The sequence below is a fragment of the Flavobacterium sp. CR10 genome (genome assembly GCF_055814415.1).
In genome coordinates this window covers 4,074,365-4,091,129 of the sequence record NZ_CP185985.1, presented here as the reverse complement: position 1 = coordinate 4,091,129, position 16,765 = coordinate 4,074,365, and the positions used below count along the sequence as shown (strand labels likewise).

Annotated in this window: 7 protein-coding genes; all 7 read left to right on the top strand. The window is 35.1% G+C overall.

The features are described 5' to 3' along the window. Positions 1-151: 151 nt before the first annotated feature. Complete coding sequence (locus ACNRYB_RS17600) at positions 152-3,163, top strand: SusC/RagA family TonB-linked outer membrane protein (RefSeq protein ID WP_473728125.1); 3,012 nt, start codon at positions 152-154, stop codon at positions 3,161-3,163. Positions 3,164-3,182: 19 nt separating this feature from the next. Continuing rightward, a complete protein-coding gene (locus ACNRYB_RS17595; RefSeq protein WP_091134444.1) occupies positions 3,183-4,796 on the top strand; it encodes a RagB/SusD family nutrient uptake outer membrane protein in 1,614 nt (537 codons plus the stop codon). A gap of 268 nt (positions 4,797-5,064) precedes the next feature. Continuing rightward, positions 5,065-7,377, top strand: coding sequence for a GH92 family glycosyl hydrolase (locus ACNRYB_RS17590; protein WP_473728124.1), 2,313 nt, complete (start codon positions 5,065-5,067; stop codon positions 7,375-7,377). Between the two features lie 20 nt (positions 7,378-7,397). Next, positions 7,398-9,671: a GH92 family glycosyl hydrolase gene (locus tag ACNRYB_RS17585; protein ID WP_473728123.1), complete on the top strand. Its 2,274-nt coding sequence runs from the start codon at positions 7,398-7,400 to the stop codon at positions 9,669-9,671. A 15-nt stretch (positions 9,672-9,686) separates the two neighbouring features. Further along, the gene (locus ACNRYB_RS17580; RefSeq protein WP_473728122.1) at positions 9,687-10,247 is read left to right on the top strand and encodes a hypothetical protein; all 561 of its coding nucleotides are present in this window, start codon (positions 9,687-9,689) and stop codon (positions 10,245-10,247) included. 218 nt (positions 10,248-10,465) lie between these two features. Continuing rightward, positions 10,466-12,301 (top strand): metallophosphoesterase family protein, encoded by a 1,836-nt coding sequence (locus tag ACNRYB_RS17575; RefSeq protein WP_473728121.1) that lies wholly within the window; start codon positions 10,466-10,468, stop codon positions 12,299-12,301. Positions 12,302-12,354: 53 nt separating this feature from the next. Next, a complete protein-coding gene (locus ACNRYB_RS17570; protein ID WP_473728120.1) occupies positions 12,355-16,386 on the top strand; it encodes a hybrid sensor histidine kinase/response regulator transcription factor in 4,032 nt (1,343 codons plus the stop codon). The last annotated feature ends 379 nt before the right edge of the window (positions 16,387-16,765 follow it).

The window sequence follows — 16,765 nt, the reverse complement described above, 5'->3', positions numbered from 1 at the left end:
TTGACTATATAATTGTAGAAAAAAAACTTTGCAAAGCCTTATTACCATTGACTTTATAGAAATTATCCATGTTTATGAATAACTTGTCCATTTGTTAACATTTCTTTAGCGCTAATTTCGTCAATACTTTAACTAATTAACCAATATTACAATGGAAAAACTTAAACTTTTATTATTAGCCTTTTTCTTTGGCTTCTCAATTAATACCTGGGCACAAAAAACAGATGTGTCAGGTGTGGTATTGGATGACAAAGGTATTCCTCTGCCAGCCGTTAATGTACTTGAAAAAGGTACAACTAATACTGTAACAACAGATTTTGACGGTAAATTTAAAATTACTGCTTCAAACAAAAATGCTACACTTGTATTCTCTTTTATGGGATTTGAAGATCAAGCTGTTAAATTAGACGGAACGAAAACAAATTATTCGATTAAATTGCTTTCTACTACAACCAATCTAGAACAAGTTGTTGTTGTAGGTTACGGTAAAGGATCACGTAAAAACTTAACCACTGCAGTTTCTTCTGTTAAGGCTGAAGATTTGAACAGAGGTGCAATCAGCGACGTTGGACAACTTTTGCAAGGAAAGGTTTCTGGTTTGAATATTTCTTCCAGTGGCGATCCAACAAAAACGGCTTCTGTGGTTTTGCGTGGGGCTTCAACATTAAATAGTTCTCAAGGACCGTTTTATGTAATTGATGGTATTCCTGGTGTAGACATTTCTGTGATTTCGCCAGATGATATTGCGACTATTGACGTTTTGAAAGATGCTGCTGCAACAGCAATTTATGGTAACCGTGCTGCAAACGGGGTTATTATGGTAACAACAAAAAAAGGAAGCAAGGGTAGAACGCAAGTGGCGTACAATGGATATGTTGGTTGGGAAGAAGTTTCAAACAATCTGGATATGATGAATGCAGATCAGTTGAGAGATTTTACAACAAGAAACAATTTAAATTTTACTCCAGAAAATGACAAAGGTGCCAACACGAACTGGCAAAAAGAAATTTTAAGACCTGGACGTGCCAAATCAAGCAGCCATAACCTTTCTATGAGTGGTGGAGGAGATCACGGAAGCTATACTGCAAGCATCACTTCGATTAATAAAGAAGGGGTTATGTTAAAAAGTGATTTCTCTCGTATAATTGCTCGTTTGTCTGTTGAACAATATGCTTTTGACGATAAAGTTAAATTTGGCTTGAACGTTACTAATTCAAATACGAAATATCAAAATGTACCGCAACGTAATACAGTGCTTTTGCAGGCAGCAAGTTATCTTCCTGTATCTCCGGTAAGAAATCCTGACGGTAGTCTTTTTGAAAATTTTGTGAGCCCAGGATATTTTAACCCTGTAGCCTTAATTGAGCATGGTACTGACGAAACTAGAACAGATAACCTTGTAGGGAATCTTACTGCAGAAGTAAAACTTCCTTTTGGAATTACGTATAATTTGAATTTAGCACATCAGAGATTAACTGCATCTCATGGAGAGTTTTATGACAGTTATTATTCTCAATACAACAGTGCCAACTTTTACAATAACCCAGATCCACCTTTGACAAAAACATTGGTTAATTTTGGTGTAAATGGTTCTGCATTGAGAAATTCGTATGAAACTAGAAATAATATTATAGAGAGTTTCTTCACATGGGATAAAACATTTGGAGATCATAAAATAAAAGCTGTTTTGGGTTACTCATGGCAGGAAAATACTTTAGGAGACGGTTTTCAAGCTACTACGACAAACTTTCCTGTAGATAATGTTGGATATAATAACTTAGCTTTAAGTAATTACACTTCAGTTAATGGTTATGTAGTAAATTTTGGAGATAGCAAAGCGTACCAAAAAACACGTTTAATCTCATACTTCGGACGTTTAAACTATAATTATAAAGATAAATATCTTTTGCAAGGATCTCTAAGAAGAGACGGTGGATCTATGTTTGGTGCAAATAACCAATGGGGATATTTTCCATCTGTAGGAGGTGCATGGAGATTAGATAAAGAAAGTTTTATGCAGAACCAGAATGTTTTTAGCGATTTGAAGCTACGTGCAAGCTGGGGAGTAACAGGAAATTCTTCTGGGTTTAATGCTTACACGGCTCAATTTATATCTGGAAGTTTAGGAACTTTTTATTACAACGGACAGCAGATTGGGGCTTATGGACCTAACCAGGCAGCAAATCCTGATTTGAAGTGGGAAAAAACAGCGACAGCAAATATTGGACTTGATTTCTCTATTGCAAAAGGAAAAGTAACCGGTTCTGTTGACGTTTACGACAAAAAGACAACAGATATGATCTTCAACTATAATGTTAATCCAGTATTGGTGCCAGTAGGAACAATTGTGGCAAATGGAGGTACAATGTCTAATAAAGGTATTGAGCTTAGCTTAAGCACAACTCCAGTTAAAACGGCAAATTTCAGCTGGAATTCTAACCTGAATTTGGCTCATAACAAAAATGAGATCGTGAAATTAACTAGTCCGTTTTTTGTTGGAGGTGACTCTATCCGCCGTGTACAGCCAGACGGAGGTGGACAAACAGGAAGTACTTTGCAGATTTTTAAAGAAGGAAAACCTCTTGGGCAATTCTTTACATTGAAATATGCAGGGAAAAATGCAGATGGGGTTTCTCAGTATTATGACAAAAATGGTGACTTGACTACAACACCGCAAATCGGAGTAGATTATCATTATGCAGGAAGTGCACAGCCTAAATTATTAATGGGATGGGCAAATAATTTTCAATACAAAAAATTTGATTTAAGTATTTTCTTCAGAGGAGTTTTTGGAAATAAAATTTTCAACGCAACTCGTGCCGATTTGTTTAGACCAAGCACGGCAATGACCAATAATATTTTGGTTGATGCAGGAAATGAATCTCCAAATGATTTAAACTCATTTAAATATTCAGATCGTTTTATCGAAGACGGCAGCTATATAAGATTGGACAACATGACATTAGGATATAATTTTGGTAAAGTGGGCAGATACATAAGCAGTCTTCGCCTTTATCACACGGTAAATAATGTATTTGTGATTACTAAATATACTGGAATTGATCCTGAGGTAGAACAAGGAGGAACAGCTCCTGGTGTAGATTCAAATAACTTCTATCCAAAAACAAGAACGTATTTGTTCGGTTTAAATGTGACCTTCTAAAAATTAAATGCTAAAAATTATGAAAAAGATATTAAAATATTTAGGACTCCCAGTACTTATGGCTGGTTTAGTATGGTCTTGCAGTGACCTTGATGTGCCTATTACAACACAATTGACACCTGATGTATTTCCTCAAAATTCAACACAATATGTTCAGGCTACGGGTCCAGTTTATGTAGCTTTCAGAGGAGAATTTTCTTTTGCTTGGTGGTGGGCTCAATCTTTAAGTACAGATGAATCTATTTTGCCTGCAAGAGGAGGAAACTGGTTTGATAATCGAAATTATATTGCCATGCATTACCATGACTGGAATGCTGACAATGGTATCATTGGAAGTCTTTGGGACTGGACATCTAAAGTGATTGGAACATGCAATCAGACGATTTCAATTTTAAGACAGACAATGCCTGAAGGAACAGAGAAAAAGACTCTGATTTCAGAGATCAAAACAATGCGTGCTATTTCTTATTTCATGTTAATGGATAGTTATGGAGATGTGCCTTTGGATACTTTGTATGGAGATTTTACTGCTCATGCTAAAACACCAAGAAAAGAAGTTTTTAATTTTATTGAAAAGGAATTAAAAAGTGCCGTTCCTAATTTGAATCCTGCATCTGGGGTTAGCACTTATGGACGACCAAACAAACAGACTGCCAATGCAATGCTAGCCAAATTATATCTGAATGCTGAGATATATTCAGGAACCTCACGTTATACAGATTGTATTGCAGCTTGCGATGAGGTAATTAATTCAGGATTATATGCTGTTGAGCCAAGAGCAACTTACCTGCAGATGTTTTACCCGACCAATGGACCACAAATGAAAGAGTTTATTTTTGCAGTTCCTTATGATCCAGCAGCAGTTACAGTTGGCTACAACGGACAAATGTATCACGCACGTTATGATGTGCCACGTTCTGAGAGAGCTAAATTTGGTCTTTCTTTTACGCCAAGTGCGCCTAGAAGTACGCTTCCTGAATTTTATGCTTATTTTAATGATCCTAATGATATTCGTAACAAACAGTGGTTGACTGGTCTTCAGTACATGAATGATGGCGTGACTCCAGTAATGGTTACAACAACTAAAAAAGGATATGACCAGTTTTACACAGGATCTGACGGAGGTGCTTCATACACTTATCAAGTAAATTTAACGCCAAATATTATACCTCGCCAGAGTGAAGCTTTATTTGATCTTGGAAACGATGAAATTGCTTGGAACATGGGGTATAGAAATATTAAATTCTACCCAGATGCCACTTCAACAAATCGTAATCAAAAGAATGATGTTCCTTTCTTACGCTATTCAGATGTGCTGTTAATGAAAGCAGAATCAATCCTTCGCGGAGGCGCTGTAACTTTAGGTCAAAGTGCAGATGCATTGGTAAACATGGTTCGTTCTAACCGTACAACATCTGCACCTGTAAGCGGCGTTACTTTAGAAGAGCTTTACAAAGAAAGAAGCCGTGAGTTTGCTTGGGAAGCTTGGCATAGAAATGATATGATCCGTTTTGGAAAATATGAAGGATCATGGGGCTATAAAACTAATACAGATGTTTATCGTCGTGTATTCCCGATTCCAACCAATGCTATGGTTTTAAATCCAGCTTTAATTCAAAATGACGGATATTAAAAATAAGGGTTTTAAATAGGTGCGAATTGTAACCCAATTTAATTTTGAAAGGAGAAGAGCACAAAATTCTTCTCCTTTTTACTAAAAGTAACATTGGTTTTTGCTATTTATAATAACCAATTCATTTTTGTTTCATTTTTAGAATGCTTGCAAAGCCTAATCAAATGTGTTTTTTGAAGATAAATGAGAGATTAAGCTTTGCAACATTCTTTTAATTTTTATTAAAATCATTATCAGCCCAATTTTGTCCCATCAATACACAGCATAAATGGAACTAAGTAAAATCTATAAAATAGGACATATTGCCATAAGTTTGACTTTAGTTTTTTTATTGTCATGCAACGCTCAGAAAACCAATTCTCTACAAAAGAAACAATTGTCAGATATGGTTTATCCGTTGTTGGACACCGAAAATTCAAGATGGTTTTACTTTTCATCAGCAAGCCGTCCTTTTGGTATGGTTAATTTAAGTCCCGATACTGAAATTAAAGGCGATTGGGGAGGCGGCTATAAATACACTACAGATACGGTTAAAGGTTTCAGCCACATTCACGAATGGCAGATGTCTGGTGTATCTATAATGCCAGTTACGATTTCTGACACGAATAAATCAACCGTTTTTAAAGATTTTTATTCCAAATTCAGCCATCAGACCGAAATCATAACACCAGGATACCATTCGTTGAAATTAGATAGATATCAGATTACAGCAGAATTGACCAGCACACCAAGAGTTGGATTTCATCAATATACTTTTCCCAAAAATGCACAAAAAGCCATTCTTTTTAACCTCAATACCATTTTAGGCCCTTGCGAAAATACCAATGGAAAATTAGAAAAAAACAATGATTTTGAACTTTCAGGATCATTAGTTTTGAGTACTAATTTCAGGCGTCCAAAACCATTGACCGTATTTTTTAAAGTCAAAACAAATCAGCCAATTGCTTCTGTAGAAAGAGATCCTGCAACGGGGAATTATTTAGTCCTTTTTAGCGGAACAAAAGAACAGATACTGATGAAAGTCGGCATTTCTTATACCGCAATAGAAAACGCTGCGATCAATATCGAAGCAGAATTGCCGCATTGGAATTTTAGCCAAACAGTTTCCAATTCAAGAAAAGAATGGAGTGCCTTATTAGGAAGAATAAAAATTGAAGGAGGTACAGAAACCGACCAGAGACGATTTTACACCGATCTATGGCATGCACTACAAGGAAGAAAAATAATCAGCGATGCAAATGGAGCTTATCCTGATAATACAGGAGCCCAATTCAGAGTGGGACGCTTGCCTTTGAATGCTGATGGAAAACCGAAATTCAACCATTATAATTCTGATGCTTTTTGGGGTGCACAATGGACGATTAGCAACCTCTGGGGATTGGTTTATCCTGAGATTATGGAAGAATTTGTGCATTCGCTAATGCAGTATTATAAAGATGGAGGTATTATTCCTCGGGGTCCTGCTGGCGGAAATGATACGTATGTAATGACAGGAGCATCGACAACTCCATTTATAGTGAGCGCGATCCAAAAAGGAATTGTAAAAGAAAATTTAGAAGAGATTTATACTGCACTCAAAAAAAATCATATGCCAGGCGGTATTATGGGAAAAGCTGGATATGAACACAATACCAATATTGGAGGCGGACTAAATTATTATTTGCAAAAAGGATATGTGCCGTATCCGCTTCCAGATGGGAATTTTGGCAGCCACCAAGACGGAGCAAGCCAAACTTTAGAATATGCCTATCAGGATTGGACTTTGGCACAGCTGGCAAAAAAACTGAACCATGAAGATGATTATTTATATTTCATGAAAAGATCCGAGAATTATAAAAATATATTTGATCCATCAATTGGCTGGATGCGTCCGAGAAATGCGCAAGGAGAATGGCGAGAGAATTACGATCCGTATCAGTATGAAAATGGATTTATTGAATCTAACGGAGCACAATCAACTTGGTTTGTTCCTCATAATATTAAAGGTTTAGCATCATTGATGGGCGGAAAAGAAAAAGCAACAGAAAAATTGAATATTCAATTTGAAACAGCTAAAGAGCAAAATTATACCTCAGGAACTTCACATGACGCAGAATTGCATCCAGAATTCAGCAGGATTCCTGTAAATTTCGGAAATCAGCCATCAATCCAAACTTCCAATATATTTACTCTTTTAGAAAGAGCCGATTTAACGCAGTTCTGGACTAGAAACGTAGTGAAAACCACTTTCAGCGGATTATCTCCTGCAACTGGCTATAATGGAGATGAAGACCAAGGTCTAATGGGAAGTTTAAACGTTTTGCTTAAAATAGGCTTGTTTCAAATGAATGGGGGAACAGACAAGGATGCAGTTTACCAAATAGGAAGCCCAATTTTCAACAAAATTACGATAGATTTGAATCCAGCATATTATTTAGGAAAGACATTTGTAATTAGAGCTCAGAATAATAGCTTAGAAAATTTATATATAAAAAACATCAGATACAATAATAAAGCAGTAGAAGACTTTACGCTTTCGCATCAACAGATTACAAATGGAGGTGAGTTAATCTTAGAAATGTCAGATCAGCCAAAATCTTAATACTAAAGAAATAATAAAGAATGAAAAATACAAAGTCGCTCATTTTTTTAGCAGCAAGTTTCTTTCTTGCCCTAAATAGCAGTGCTCAGCAGAATGTGCATCAATATGTTGACCCAATGATTGGTTCAGAAGGCGTGGGAAGAGTTTTTATTGGCCCGTCTTGTCCGTATGGAATGGTAAAGCCAAGTCCAGATTGTACTTCTAGTCCAAACAGCGGCTGGCTTCCAGAACCAAAAGAAGTAACGGGATTCAGTCAGGTGCATGTGAGTGGAACGGGGGGAGGACCAAAGTACGGGAACATACTGATTATGCCTTTTTCGGGTACTTTGGATAAAATGGATCAAACTTCTTTTAGAGCTGAAGAAAATGTAAAACTAGGTTACTACGAAACCATTTTCAAAGAAAATAATATCAAAACCGAAATCACAACAGGTGAGAAAGTTTCATTTTATAGAATAACATATCCAAAAAACAGTTCCAAAGAATTAAAAATAGACCCAGGATTTTTTCTCGGAGAAGAAAAGATTCCTGATGCTAGAGAAGCCCAGCAGTTTGTAGGTTCTCAGATCGAGATCGTTTCAGACACAGAAATCAGAGGTTACAGCAGAATTAGAGGCGGATGGAACAATGGAAGAGCTTACACGGTTTATTTTTATGCTGTTTTCGATCAGCCTATATCTAAATATGTAACTTTTAAAGACGGAAAATTCTATACCAATCAGAAAAGCCAATTTGACTCTGGCAAAAAAACTGCAGCATTATTGTCTTTCGGAAATGGAGGAAAAGAAGAGCTGAGCGTAAAAATCGGAATTTCTTTTTTGAGCGAATTAAAAGCGAAGAACAATATAGATATTGAAATTCCGCATTGGGATTTTAATAATGTATTGAACACATTACAAAATAAATGGGAGAATTTATTAAGTCGTATTCAGCTTTCAAAAGACACTTCAGACGAATATAAAAAAATGTTTTATACAGGTTTGTATCACACTATGATTATGCCTGTGGATAGAACAGGAGAGAATCCTTTATGGACAAATGATGAGCCGTATTACGATGATTTTTATACGATTTGGGACACATTTAGAACTTCAAGTCCGTTAATCACGCTAATTGACAGCAAACGAAAAGTAGATATAATCAACGCGATGCTTAATATTTACAAACGTGAAGGATATATGCCAGAAGGAAGAAGCGGAAATGATAATGGAAGAACTCAAGGCGGATCAAATGCTGAGGTGGTTATCGCTGATGCTTTTGTAAAAAACTTAAAAGGAATTGATTACGAATTGGCTTTACAAGCCATGATTAAAGACGCTACAGTGCCGCCGGGAGGAAATGAAGAAAGAGAAGGTCGAGGCGGACTTTTGGATTACCTTAAATTAGGTTACGTTCCTTACGGCACTGACCGCGCAGGAAACCGAACAATCGATTATTCGTACAACGATTATAATATTGCCACAGTGGCCAAAGGTTTAGGCAAAACAGAATTGTATAATCAATACATGAAACAAGCTGAAAGCTGGCAGAATTTATGGCGTGCCGACTATGAAAATAACGGAGCAAAAGGATTTATCATGCCAAAAGACAAAGACGGAAACTGGCTTGATGATGTCGTTTTTGGAGAATCTAAAATCCAGAAACCTACTTTTAAATATACGCCTGTTATTATCGAATCTCCTTGGTATGTATGCCATTGGTGCGTGTTTTTCTACGAAGGGACTTCTTGGGAATATTCATTTAGCATTCCGCATGATGTTCCAGAACTGATTAAAAAATCGGGAGGAGAGAAAGCATTTGAAAATAGGCTGGATATTTTCTTTGATCATAATTTGTTTAATGTCGCGAATGAGCCGTCATTTTTAACGCCATGTTTGTATCACTGGATTGGGAAGCCCTATTTGAGTAGTGACAGGATTAGAACCATTATAAAGAATAATTTTAATGCTTCAAGAGAAGGTTTGCCAGGAAATGATGATTCTGGCACTATGTCTTCTTGGCTGGCTTTCCACATGATGGGATTATACCCAAATGCAGGACAGCCTTATTATCTGATCAATACGCCTTTGATTAAAGAAACAGCAATCCAGCTGGAAAACGGTAAAAAGTTTACCATCTCAGCCAAAAAAATGACGGATAAAAACAGATACATAAAAAGTGCTCTACTAAATGGAAAACCATACAACAAAGCATGGATTATGCATGATGATATTAATAACGGTGGCGAATTGGTTTTAGAAATGGATTCAAAACCATCAGCTTGGGGAACGACAATTTTACCGCCAAATAAATAAAAAATGATAAACAGGATGAAAAATATATTTTTAATGCTTCTTTTCTGCATCGTTTATCAGAAAGGAACCGCACAGCAATACATTCCGACAATTAAAAATAACACACAGCTGCATTATGTATGCAAGCTTCACGGACAAACCAGAAGTCTGCAGCTCATAGCAGAAATAGCAACTGATAAATTAGCTTTTAAATTGGAAACCAGAGGCGTGAAAAGTAAAATTGTAATGCTTTCTGAAGCTGTGCAAAATGGAACCGAATTAAGTTTTAATCAAGGAGAATATGAACCTGTTTTAAATTTAAAACCAACAGAAACTTTTTTTATGATTTCTAGATCAGCTTATCAAGATTTAGTACAAAAAGGTTTCTTTGTTTATAATAATACAACCTATGTTCTAGATGAAAAAAATGCAGAAAGTGTTCTAATTGAAGGCAAACCAATTGATGCTCTGCATGTAAAAGCGAAGATTGATGAAACTGAAATGTGGATTGTAAAAAATCCAGATTTTCCCTTAATCTGTAAAATTACAAATAATCCATTAGGGATCAACCCAACGTTGGTAAAGGTTGTGGATTAATAAAGTTAACTATTGGGTAAAATTAATTTTAACACATAGAAACATAGACTATTTTATTGCTTTTGTTTAAGATTACCAAAAAAAGCAAGCTTTAACACATAGCTATGTGTTTTCAAATAAGTGAAACGCCTTTTTTAAAGTTTACAAAAGCTATGTTTCTATGTGTTAAAATTAATTTCACCCAAAGGGTTAAAGTTTCTGAGTTATAATAATGAACCATGGTATTTAAAAATTTCTGTTGGGTATTGATTTTTGCAGTTCTGATTTCCTGTAAAACAGAACAGCATTCGTACGACCAAAAAATAAAGATTGCTTTTATAGCCGATGCTCATTTACAGGATATTTTTGCCAAATTTGAAGACAGCAATTATCAAGGCATTCAAAACCCTGTAACGGGCGAATACGCGAACATTAGAACCATGAATGCGCAACTTCATTCAACCCGAATTTTTAATGAAAACTACTTTGCTTTTTTAGAAGCGTTAAATGACATTGCAAAAAGAGGCATAAAACAGGTAGTTCTTCCAGGTGACTTTAGTGATGATGGACAGCCCGTTCATGTTCGCGGATTACGAAAAATACTCAACGATTATTCTCAGAAATATGGTATTTCATTTTATGTAACCACAGGAAATCACGATGTTGTGAGGCCTTTTTCTCAAGATGCCGTTAAAACCGATTTTTTAGGAAAAGATGGAAAAGAACAGATTATTAGCAGTTCTGAAAACAATTTTAATGCAAGTAAAAGCGATCTAGTTCCCATTATAACTGCAGATATTCAAAACTGGGGCTATAAAGAAACGATTCAAGAAATGCGTGATTTTGGTTTCTTTCCTAAAAAGAATGATTTATACTGGGAAACACCGTTTTCAAATTATTCTTACGAAGAATATAATTTTGAAGAAGCTCAAAAAGAATCCGCTTTAGAAAAAAGAACGTATACAATTAAAAACACCAATTTGTTGCTGCCAGATGCAAGTTATTTGGTTGAATCTGTAAAAGGAATCTGGCTATTAGCAATTGATGCCAATGCGTATGTTCCGAATGAAAAATTATCAGGAAAACCAAATGATCCTCACAACTTTTCTGGAGCCAATACAGGGTACAATAATGTTCTGATTTATAAAAGCCATTTGCTAAAATGGGTAAAAAAAGTGGCAGAGCAAGCAAAAGCAAAAGGAAAAATACTAATTGCTTTTAGCCATTACCCAATGGTGGAATTTAATAATAATGCTTCAGCTGAATTGAAACAGCTTTTCGGTGCCGATAAAATGCAATTGCAGCGTGTTCCCAATGAAGATGTCGCACAGCAGTTTGCAGATGCGGGAATTCAGGTTCATTTTGGCGGACACATGCACATAAACGATACAGGCGTTAGAACGACAGCAAAAGGAAACACGCTGTTTAATATTCAGACTCCATCGCTTGCCGCTTATATGCCAGCTTATAAAATTTTGACCATTGATTCAGATTCTGAACTCGAAGTTGAAACTGTTGTAATTGGAAAAGTAAATAAATTCAATAGTCTATTTCCTTTTTATGAAGAGGAATATGCTCATTTAAAAGAAATAAAAAGCAAAGACATTTGGGATAAAGAAATTCTCAAAGCAAAAGATTATGAAGAATTTACCAATTGGCATTTAAAAGAATTGGTTCGTCTAAGGTTTTTGCCTGAAGATTTTCCTGCAGAATTTCTAAAATCTATTGTAAAGCTATCAGGAAGAGATTTATTAGAAAAGAACAAAAATAGGGAAGAAGTAGCTAAAGATTTGAAAGAGAATTCTCTGACTCTTTTAGATTTTGAATCTTGGAATGGTTTTGATATGATTTTCGATTTTTACCGTTTAAAAAGCGCTGATGAACTGGCATTTTCAAAAATTGGAAAAGAAAGATTAAAACAGTATGAAATCATATGCAGACAGTTAAAAAAATCAGATGATCCCAAACTGATTTTATGGTCAGAAATATTTCATAAAACGATGAATGGCGAACCTTCGGATCATTTTATGATTGATTTAAAAAACAGTAAAATTGATAATTTATCTGTTAAATAATTTTGATATTTTTTAAATCAAAAAAGATTAAATTGCATTTATAATTTATTTTCATGAGACTAAAATTCCTTATAGCATTCTTATTGTTTGGCAGTTTTTATTATTCGTATTCACAGAATATAAAATTTGCGCATTATAATGATAATAATGGACTGTCTCATAATTCGGTACGCCATATTGTTCAGGATAAAAAAGGCTTTATGTGGTTTGGAACATTCTCTGGATTAAACCGTTTCGATGGCTATCAGTTCAAGAATTATATGAGTTCTACTCCTGGAAAAAATAAATTATACAATGATGATATTACAGCTTTAGAATTAGATGAAGCTTCTAATAATTTATGGATCGGCACTCGAAAAGGATTGACGCTTTTTAAAATGGACACTCATGTCTTTACTACTTTTTTTCATAAAAAAGACGATCCAAACAGCCTGCCTGATGATGAAGTGAGATCGGTTTATGCTGATAAATTTAAGAGAGTTTGGGTGGGTACAAAGACCAAGGGAGTCTATTTGTTTTCTCTAAAAGAGAACCGATTTGAAAAAGTCCAGCTAAAAGGCTTTGATTATGTCAAAGAGATTTTTGAAGATAAAAAAGGCAATGTTTGGGTTGGTAGTTATGAAAAATCAGGTGTGGCTAAAATTACAATGGATGCAAAAGGGGCAATTGTCAGGATTATGACCTATACGCTCTCTGTACCAAATTCAAATGTCAAAAATCCCTATCTCAATTTTATTTATGAAGATGCCAAATCAGATATTTTTATCGGAACTAGAGAAGGATTGTATAAATTGGATAAAGCAAGAAATCAGTTTGTTAATCTATACATCGATAACAAACAGGTTAGAGGCGCTTTAGGTCCATATTTTCTATCTGTTGCAAAAGCCCCAGACGGGAAATATTGGGTTGGAACGTTAGGAGGATTGCTGGTTTGCAATGCGTTGGAAGATATTCAGAAAGGAAATTACAAATGGTATTATTCTATCTTGTCAGATGATAGTTCGCTGGTTGATAATTTAATAGCATCACTTTATTTTGATAAATCTGGTGTACTATGGATTGGAACCGAAGATGGTCTGGATAAATATGATCCTTATGAAAATCAGTTTACTTTAAACAAAGACATATCGCGTTCTATTGGAAATCAGGCGCCAAGAATAAGAGGTTTTGCAAAAACATACGATGAAAAAGTAATTGTTGCGACCTATCATAACGGACTTTTTATCTCCAATACAAAAGGCTCAGTCCCGTTGCATAATACAGGAAAAGATATTGCCAGCATTTATTCAGATGATGGAAAGATATTTTACTGCGGTCTTTGGGATGGAAATATTTTGGTGTACAATTACATGACAAATTCTTCAAGAGAAATACATACCGGATTTGATAATTCGCCTGTTTTTGCCTTTTCTAAAATTGATGAAGAATCTCTCATTGCGGGTTCATTTGGAGAAGGTGCTTTAATTTTAAATACTAAAACCCTGCAGGTACAGACCTCAAGTAAGCTTTTGCCAAACTTTCAAATCAATGCGATTGATAGAGATGCCAAAAATAATATATGGTTTGCTACAGAAACGGGAGTGGTAAAATACAATATCAATTCAGGGAAAATAGAAACCTATTCCTCTCTTTTTGTTAAAGAAAAGGGAGTTCCTCATGATGAAAATGTAAGCGATGTTTTAGTGGACGTAAAAGGCAAGATATGGGCTTCAACACGTTTTGGACTATGCTTATACAATCCGAAAAAGAACGAATTTGAACCCATAAAAAATCTGAAAGAACTTTCGGGAAAATGGATTACCGATATTCTTTCGGATGCAAAAGGGAATTTGTGGCTAAATATCAATAACAATAATATTGCTTTTGTTAAAGCTGATTTGAGAGAAATCAGTATCTATCATGTAAACAGCGGTAATAGATTGGACGTTTTCAGCTCCAGCGGCTTCTTTTATTTTAATAATTCGAATATTTTTCTGGGGGGGAAAAACGGAATTATTTCTTTTTCGCCTCCAGCTATGAAAAGAAACAAATGGTCGCCATTGCCGGTGATTTCTGAATTTAAAATTCAGAACGAAGAAGTTTTTCCAGAAATGGAAATCAATGGAGAAATACCGCTTTCAAAAGATCTGAATTATGGTAAAGAAATTGAGCTGAGCCATAAAAACCGCAATTTTTCTATTCAGTTTTCTACTCCTTCTTTTGCAAATGAAAAATTGAACAGGTTTCAATATATGCTAGAAGGCTTTGATAAACATTGGATTACGGCAAATAGTACCTCAAGAATCGTTCAATATACCAACCTTTATCCTGGAAACTATACTTTTAAAATCAGATCGAGCAATAGTGACGGATATTGGAGTAAAACGGTTTCTTATAAAATAAAAATCCTGCCTCCGTTCTGGCTCACGCCAACTTCGTTTCTAATGTTTTTTGCAATTCTGTTTGGCGTTTTTTATTTCATCAGAAGAGAGATTAAAAACAGGATAAGACTAAAACAAGAACTGCTTACCGAAAAAGTAAACAGAGAACATGATATAAAACTGAACAACGAAAAACTGCGTTTCTTTACGAATATTTCGCATGAATTAAGAACGCCTTTGACATTGATTTTGGGGCCTGCAAAACAGCTTTTGGAGGAAAACAGCAATGCAACCGATTATGAAAAAAGCAGATACAATCTGATTTATCAAAATGCAAGCCGATTGTTGAATCTGGTAAATCAGGTTTTAGATTTTAGAAAAGCGCAATCAGGTGAGTTGAAGCTAAAGGTGACACAGACGGATATTCTTTCCTATTCTAAGAATATTTTTGATTCATTTAAAGAAATGGCTTTCGACAAAAAAATCAAGCTCAATTTTATTTCTGAAGATGAGCAGATAAACGGATGGCTGGATAATGACAAGTATGATAAAATACTGTATAATCTTTTATCGAATGCCTTGAAGTTTACCAATAAAAACGGAAATGTAGATTTGTATGTCGGGCTTAAAGATACGGTTGAAGATATTTTGGTAATTGAGGTAACTGATGATGGAATCGGAATTCCATTCAAAAGCCAGAATAAAATTTTTAAACGTTTTTATCAGGCGTCTAACAGTCAGGCAAACAATACCGGATCGGGAATTGGCTTGTCGCTTGTAAAATCTTTGGTTTCAATTCATAAAGGGATTATTTCGGTTGAAAGCACACCAGGAAAAGGAAGTACATTTAGAGTCGAAATTCCGATAGACCGCACTTCTTATGAGAATAAAGAAGTGTTTGAATATGCTCTTAAAAATGACAATCTAAGCATGCTTATTCCAGAAAAAGCAGCTAAGAAAATCATACAAAGTACAGATTTGAAAGAAAAAATCTTGGTTATTGAAGACAATAGTGAACTAAGAAAATATCTGGTTGATTATTTGTCTGATTATTATAAAGTTTACGAAGCCGAAAATGGGCAGGAAGGTTTGAAAATCTGCCGACAAATTAAGCCTATCTTATGCGTTACAGATGTCATGATGCCTGTTATGGATGGACTAGAATTTTGTAAAGAACTTAAGAATGACGAATTTATCAGCCATATTCCGGTTATAATGCTGACGGCGCTTTCTGAAAATATGGATAAAGTAAAAGGTTACGACACTGGAGCAGATGGTTATCTGGTAAAACCTTTTGAGCCATTATTATTGAAAACAGTTATTGAGAATATGATCAAATCGAGATTGGAGCTCAAACAGAAATTTTCTGGAGAAGTGGAAAGCAAAGTAAGCATGCTCACACATTCGCCAATAGATGAAGAATTTATGGAAAAAGTGACCAATCTGATCAATGATAATTTGAGTGAAGTAGATCTTTCTACCGATTTCTTGTGTGATAAATTGGGAGTAAGTTCGTCTAAACTCTACAGAAAAATAAAAGAGCTTACCGACTTGGCACCAAACGAGTTTATAAGAACCATACGTTTGAAAAAATCAGCAGAATTGCTTAAAACTAAAAAGTATAATGTTTCAGAAGTGACCAATCTCGTTGGTTTCAATGATCCGTTATATTTCAGCCGATGCTTTAAAAAACAGTTTGGTTTCCCGCCTAGCAAACTGATATAATTAAGTTTTTTCTGCCACGAATTCACGATTTTTTTTAGCTCATATTAGATCGGATTTTTGTTCTAATTGCACTAATTTCTACAAATCGCTTATTTTCATTCCGACGAGAACCTGAGTGATAGCGAATAGGTGAAGTAAATTTCCATAAGTAACTCCGTAAAGATTTTAACTCCATTAAAAACATAGCCCAAGGTTTCAACCTTGGGTACAAAATATATTTCCATTTGCGGTATTCTGCGCTTAAACAATTATAAATATTCATCTAAATAATTTAGAAAAAATCCGTGTAATTTTTACTTAAAAAAGAAGTAGCATCTGTCTTCAAATAAAAATTCGTGAATTCGTGGCAAAAAACACATTGCCATAGCTTTTCGTTTAT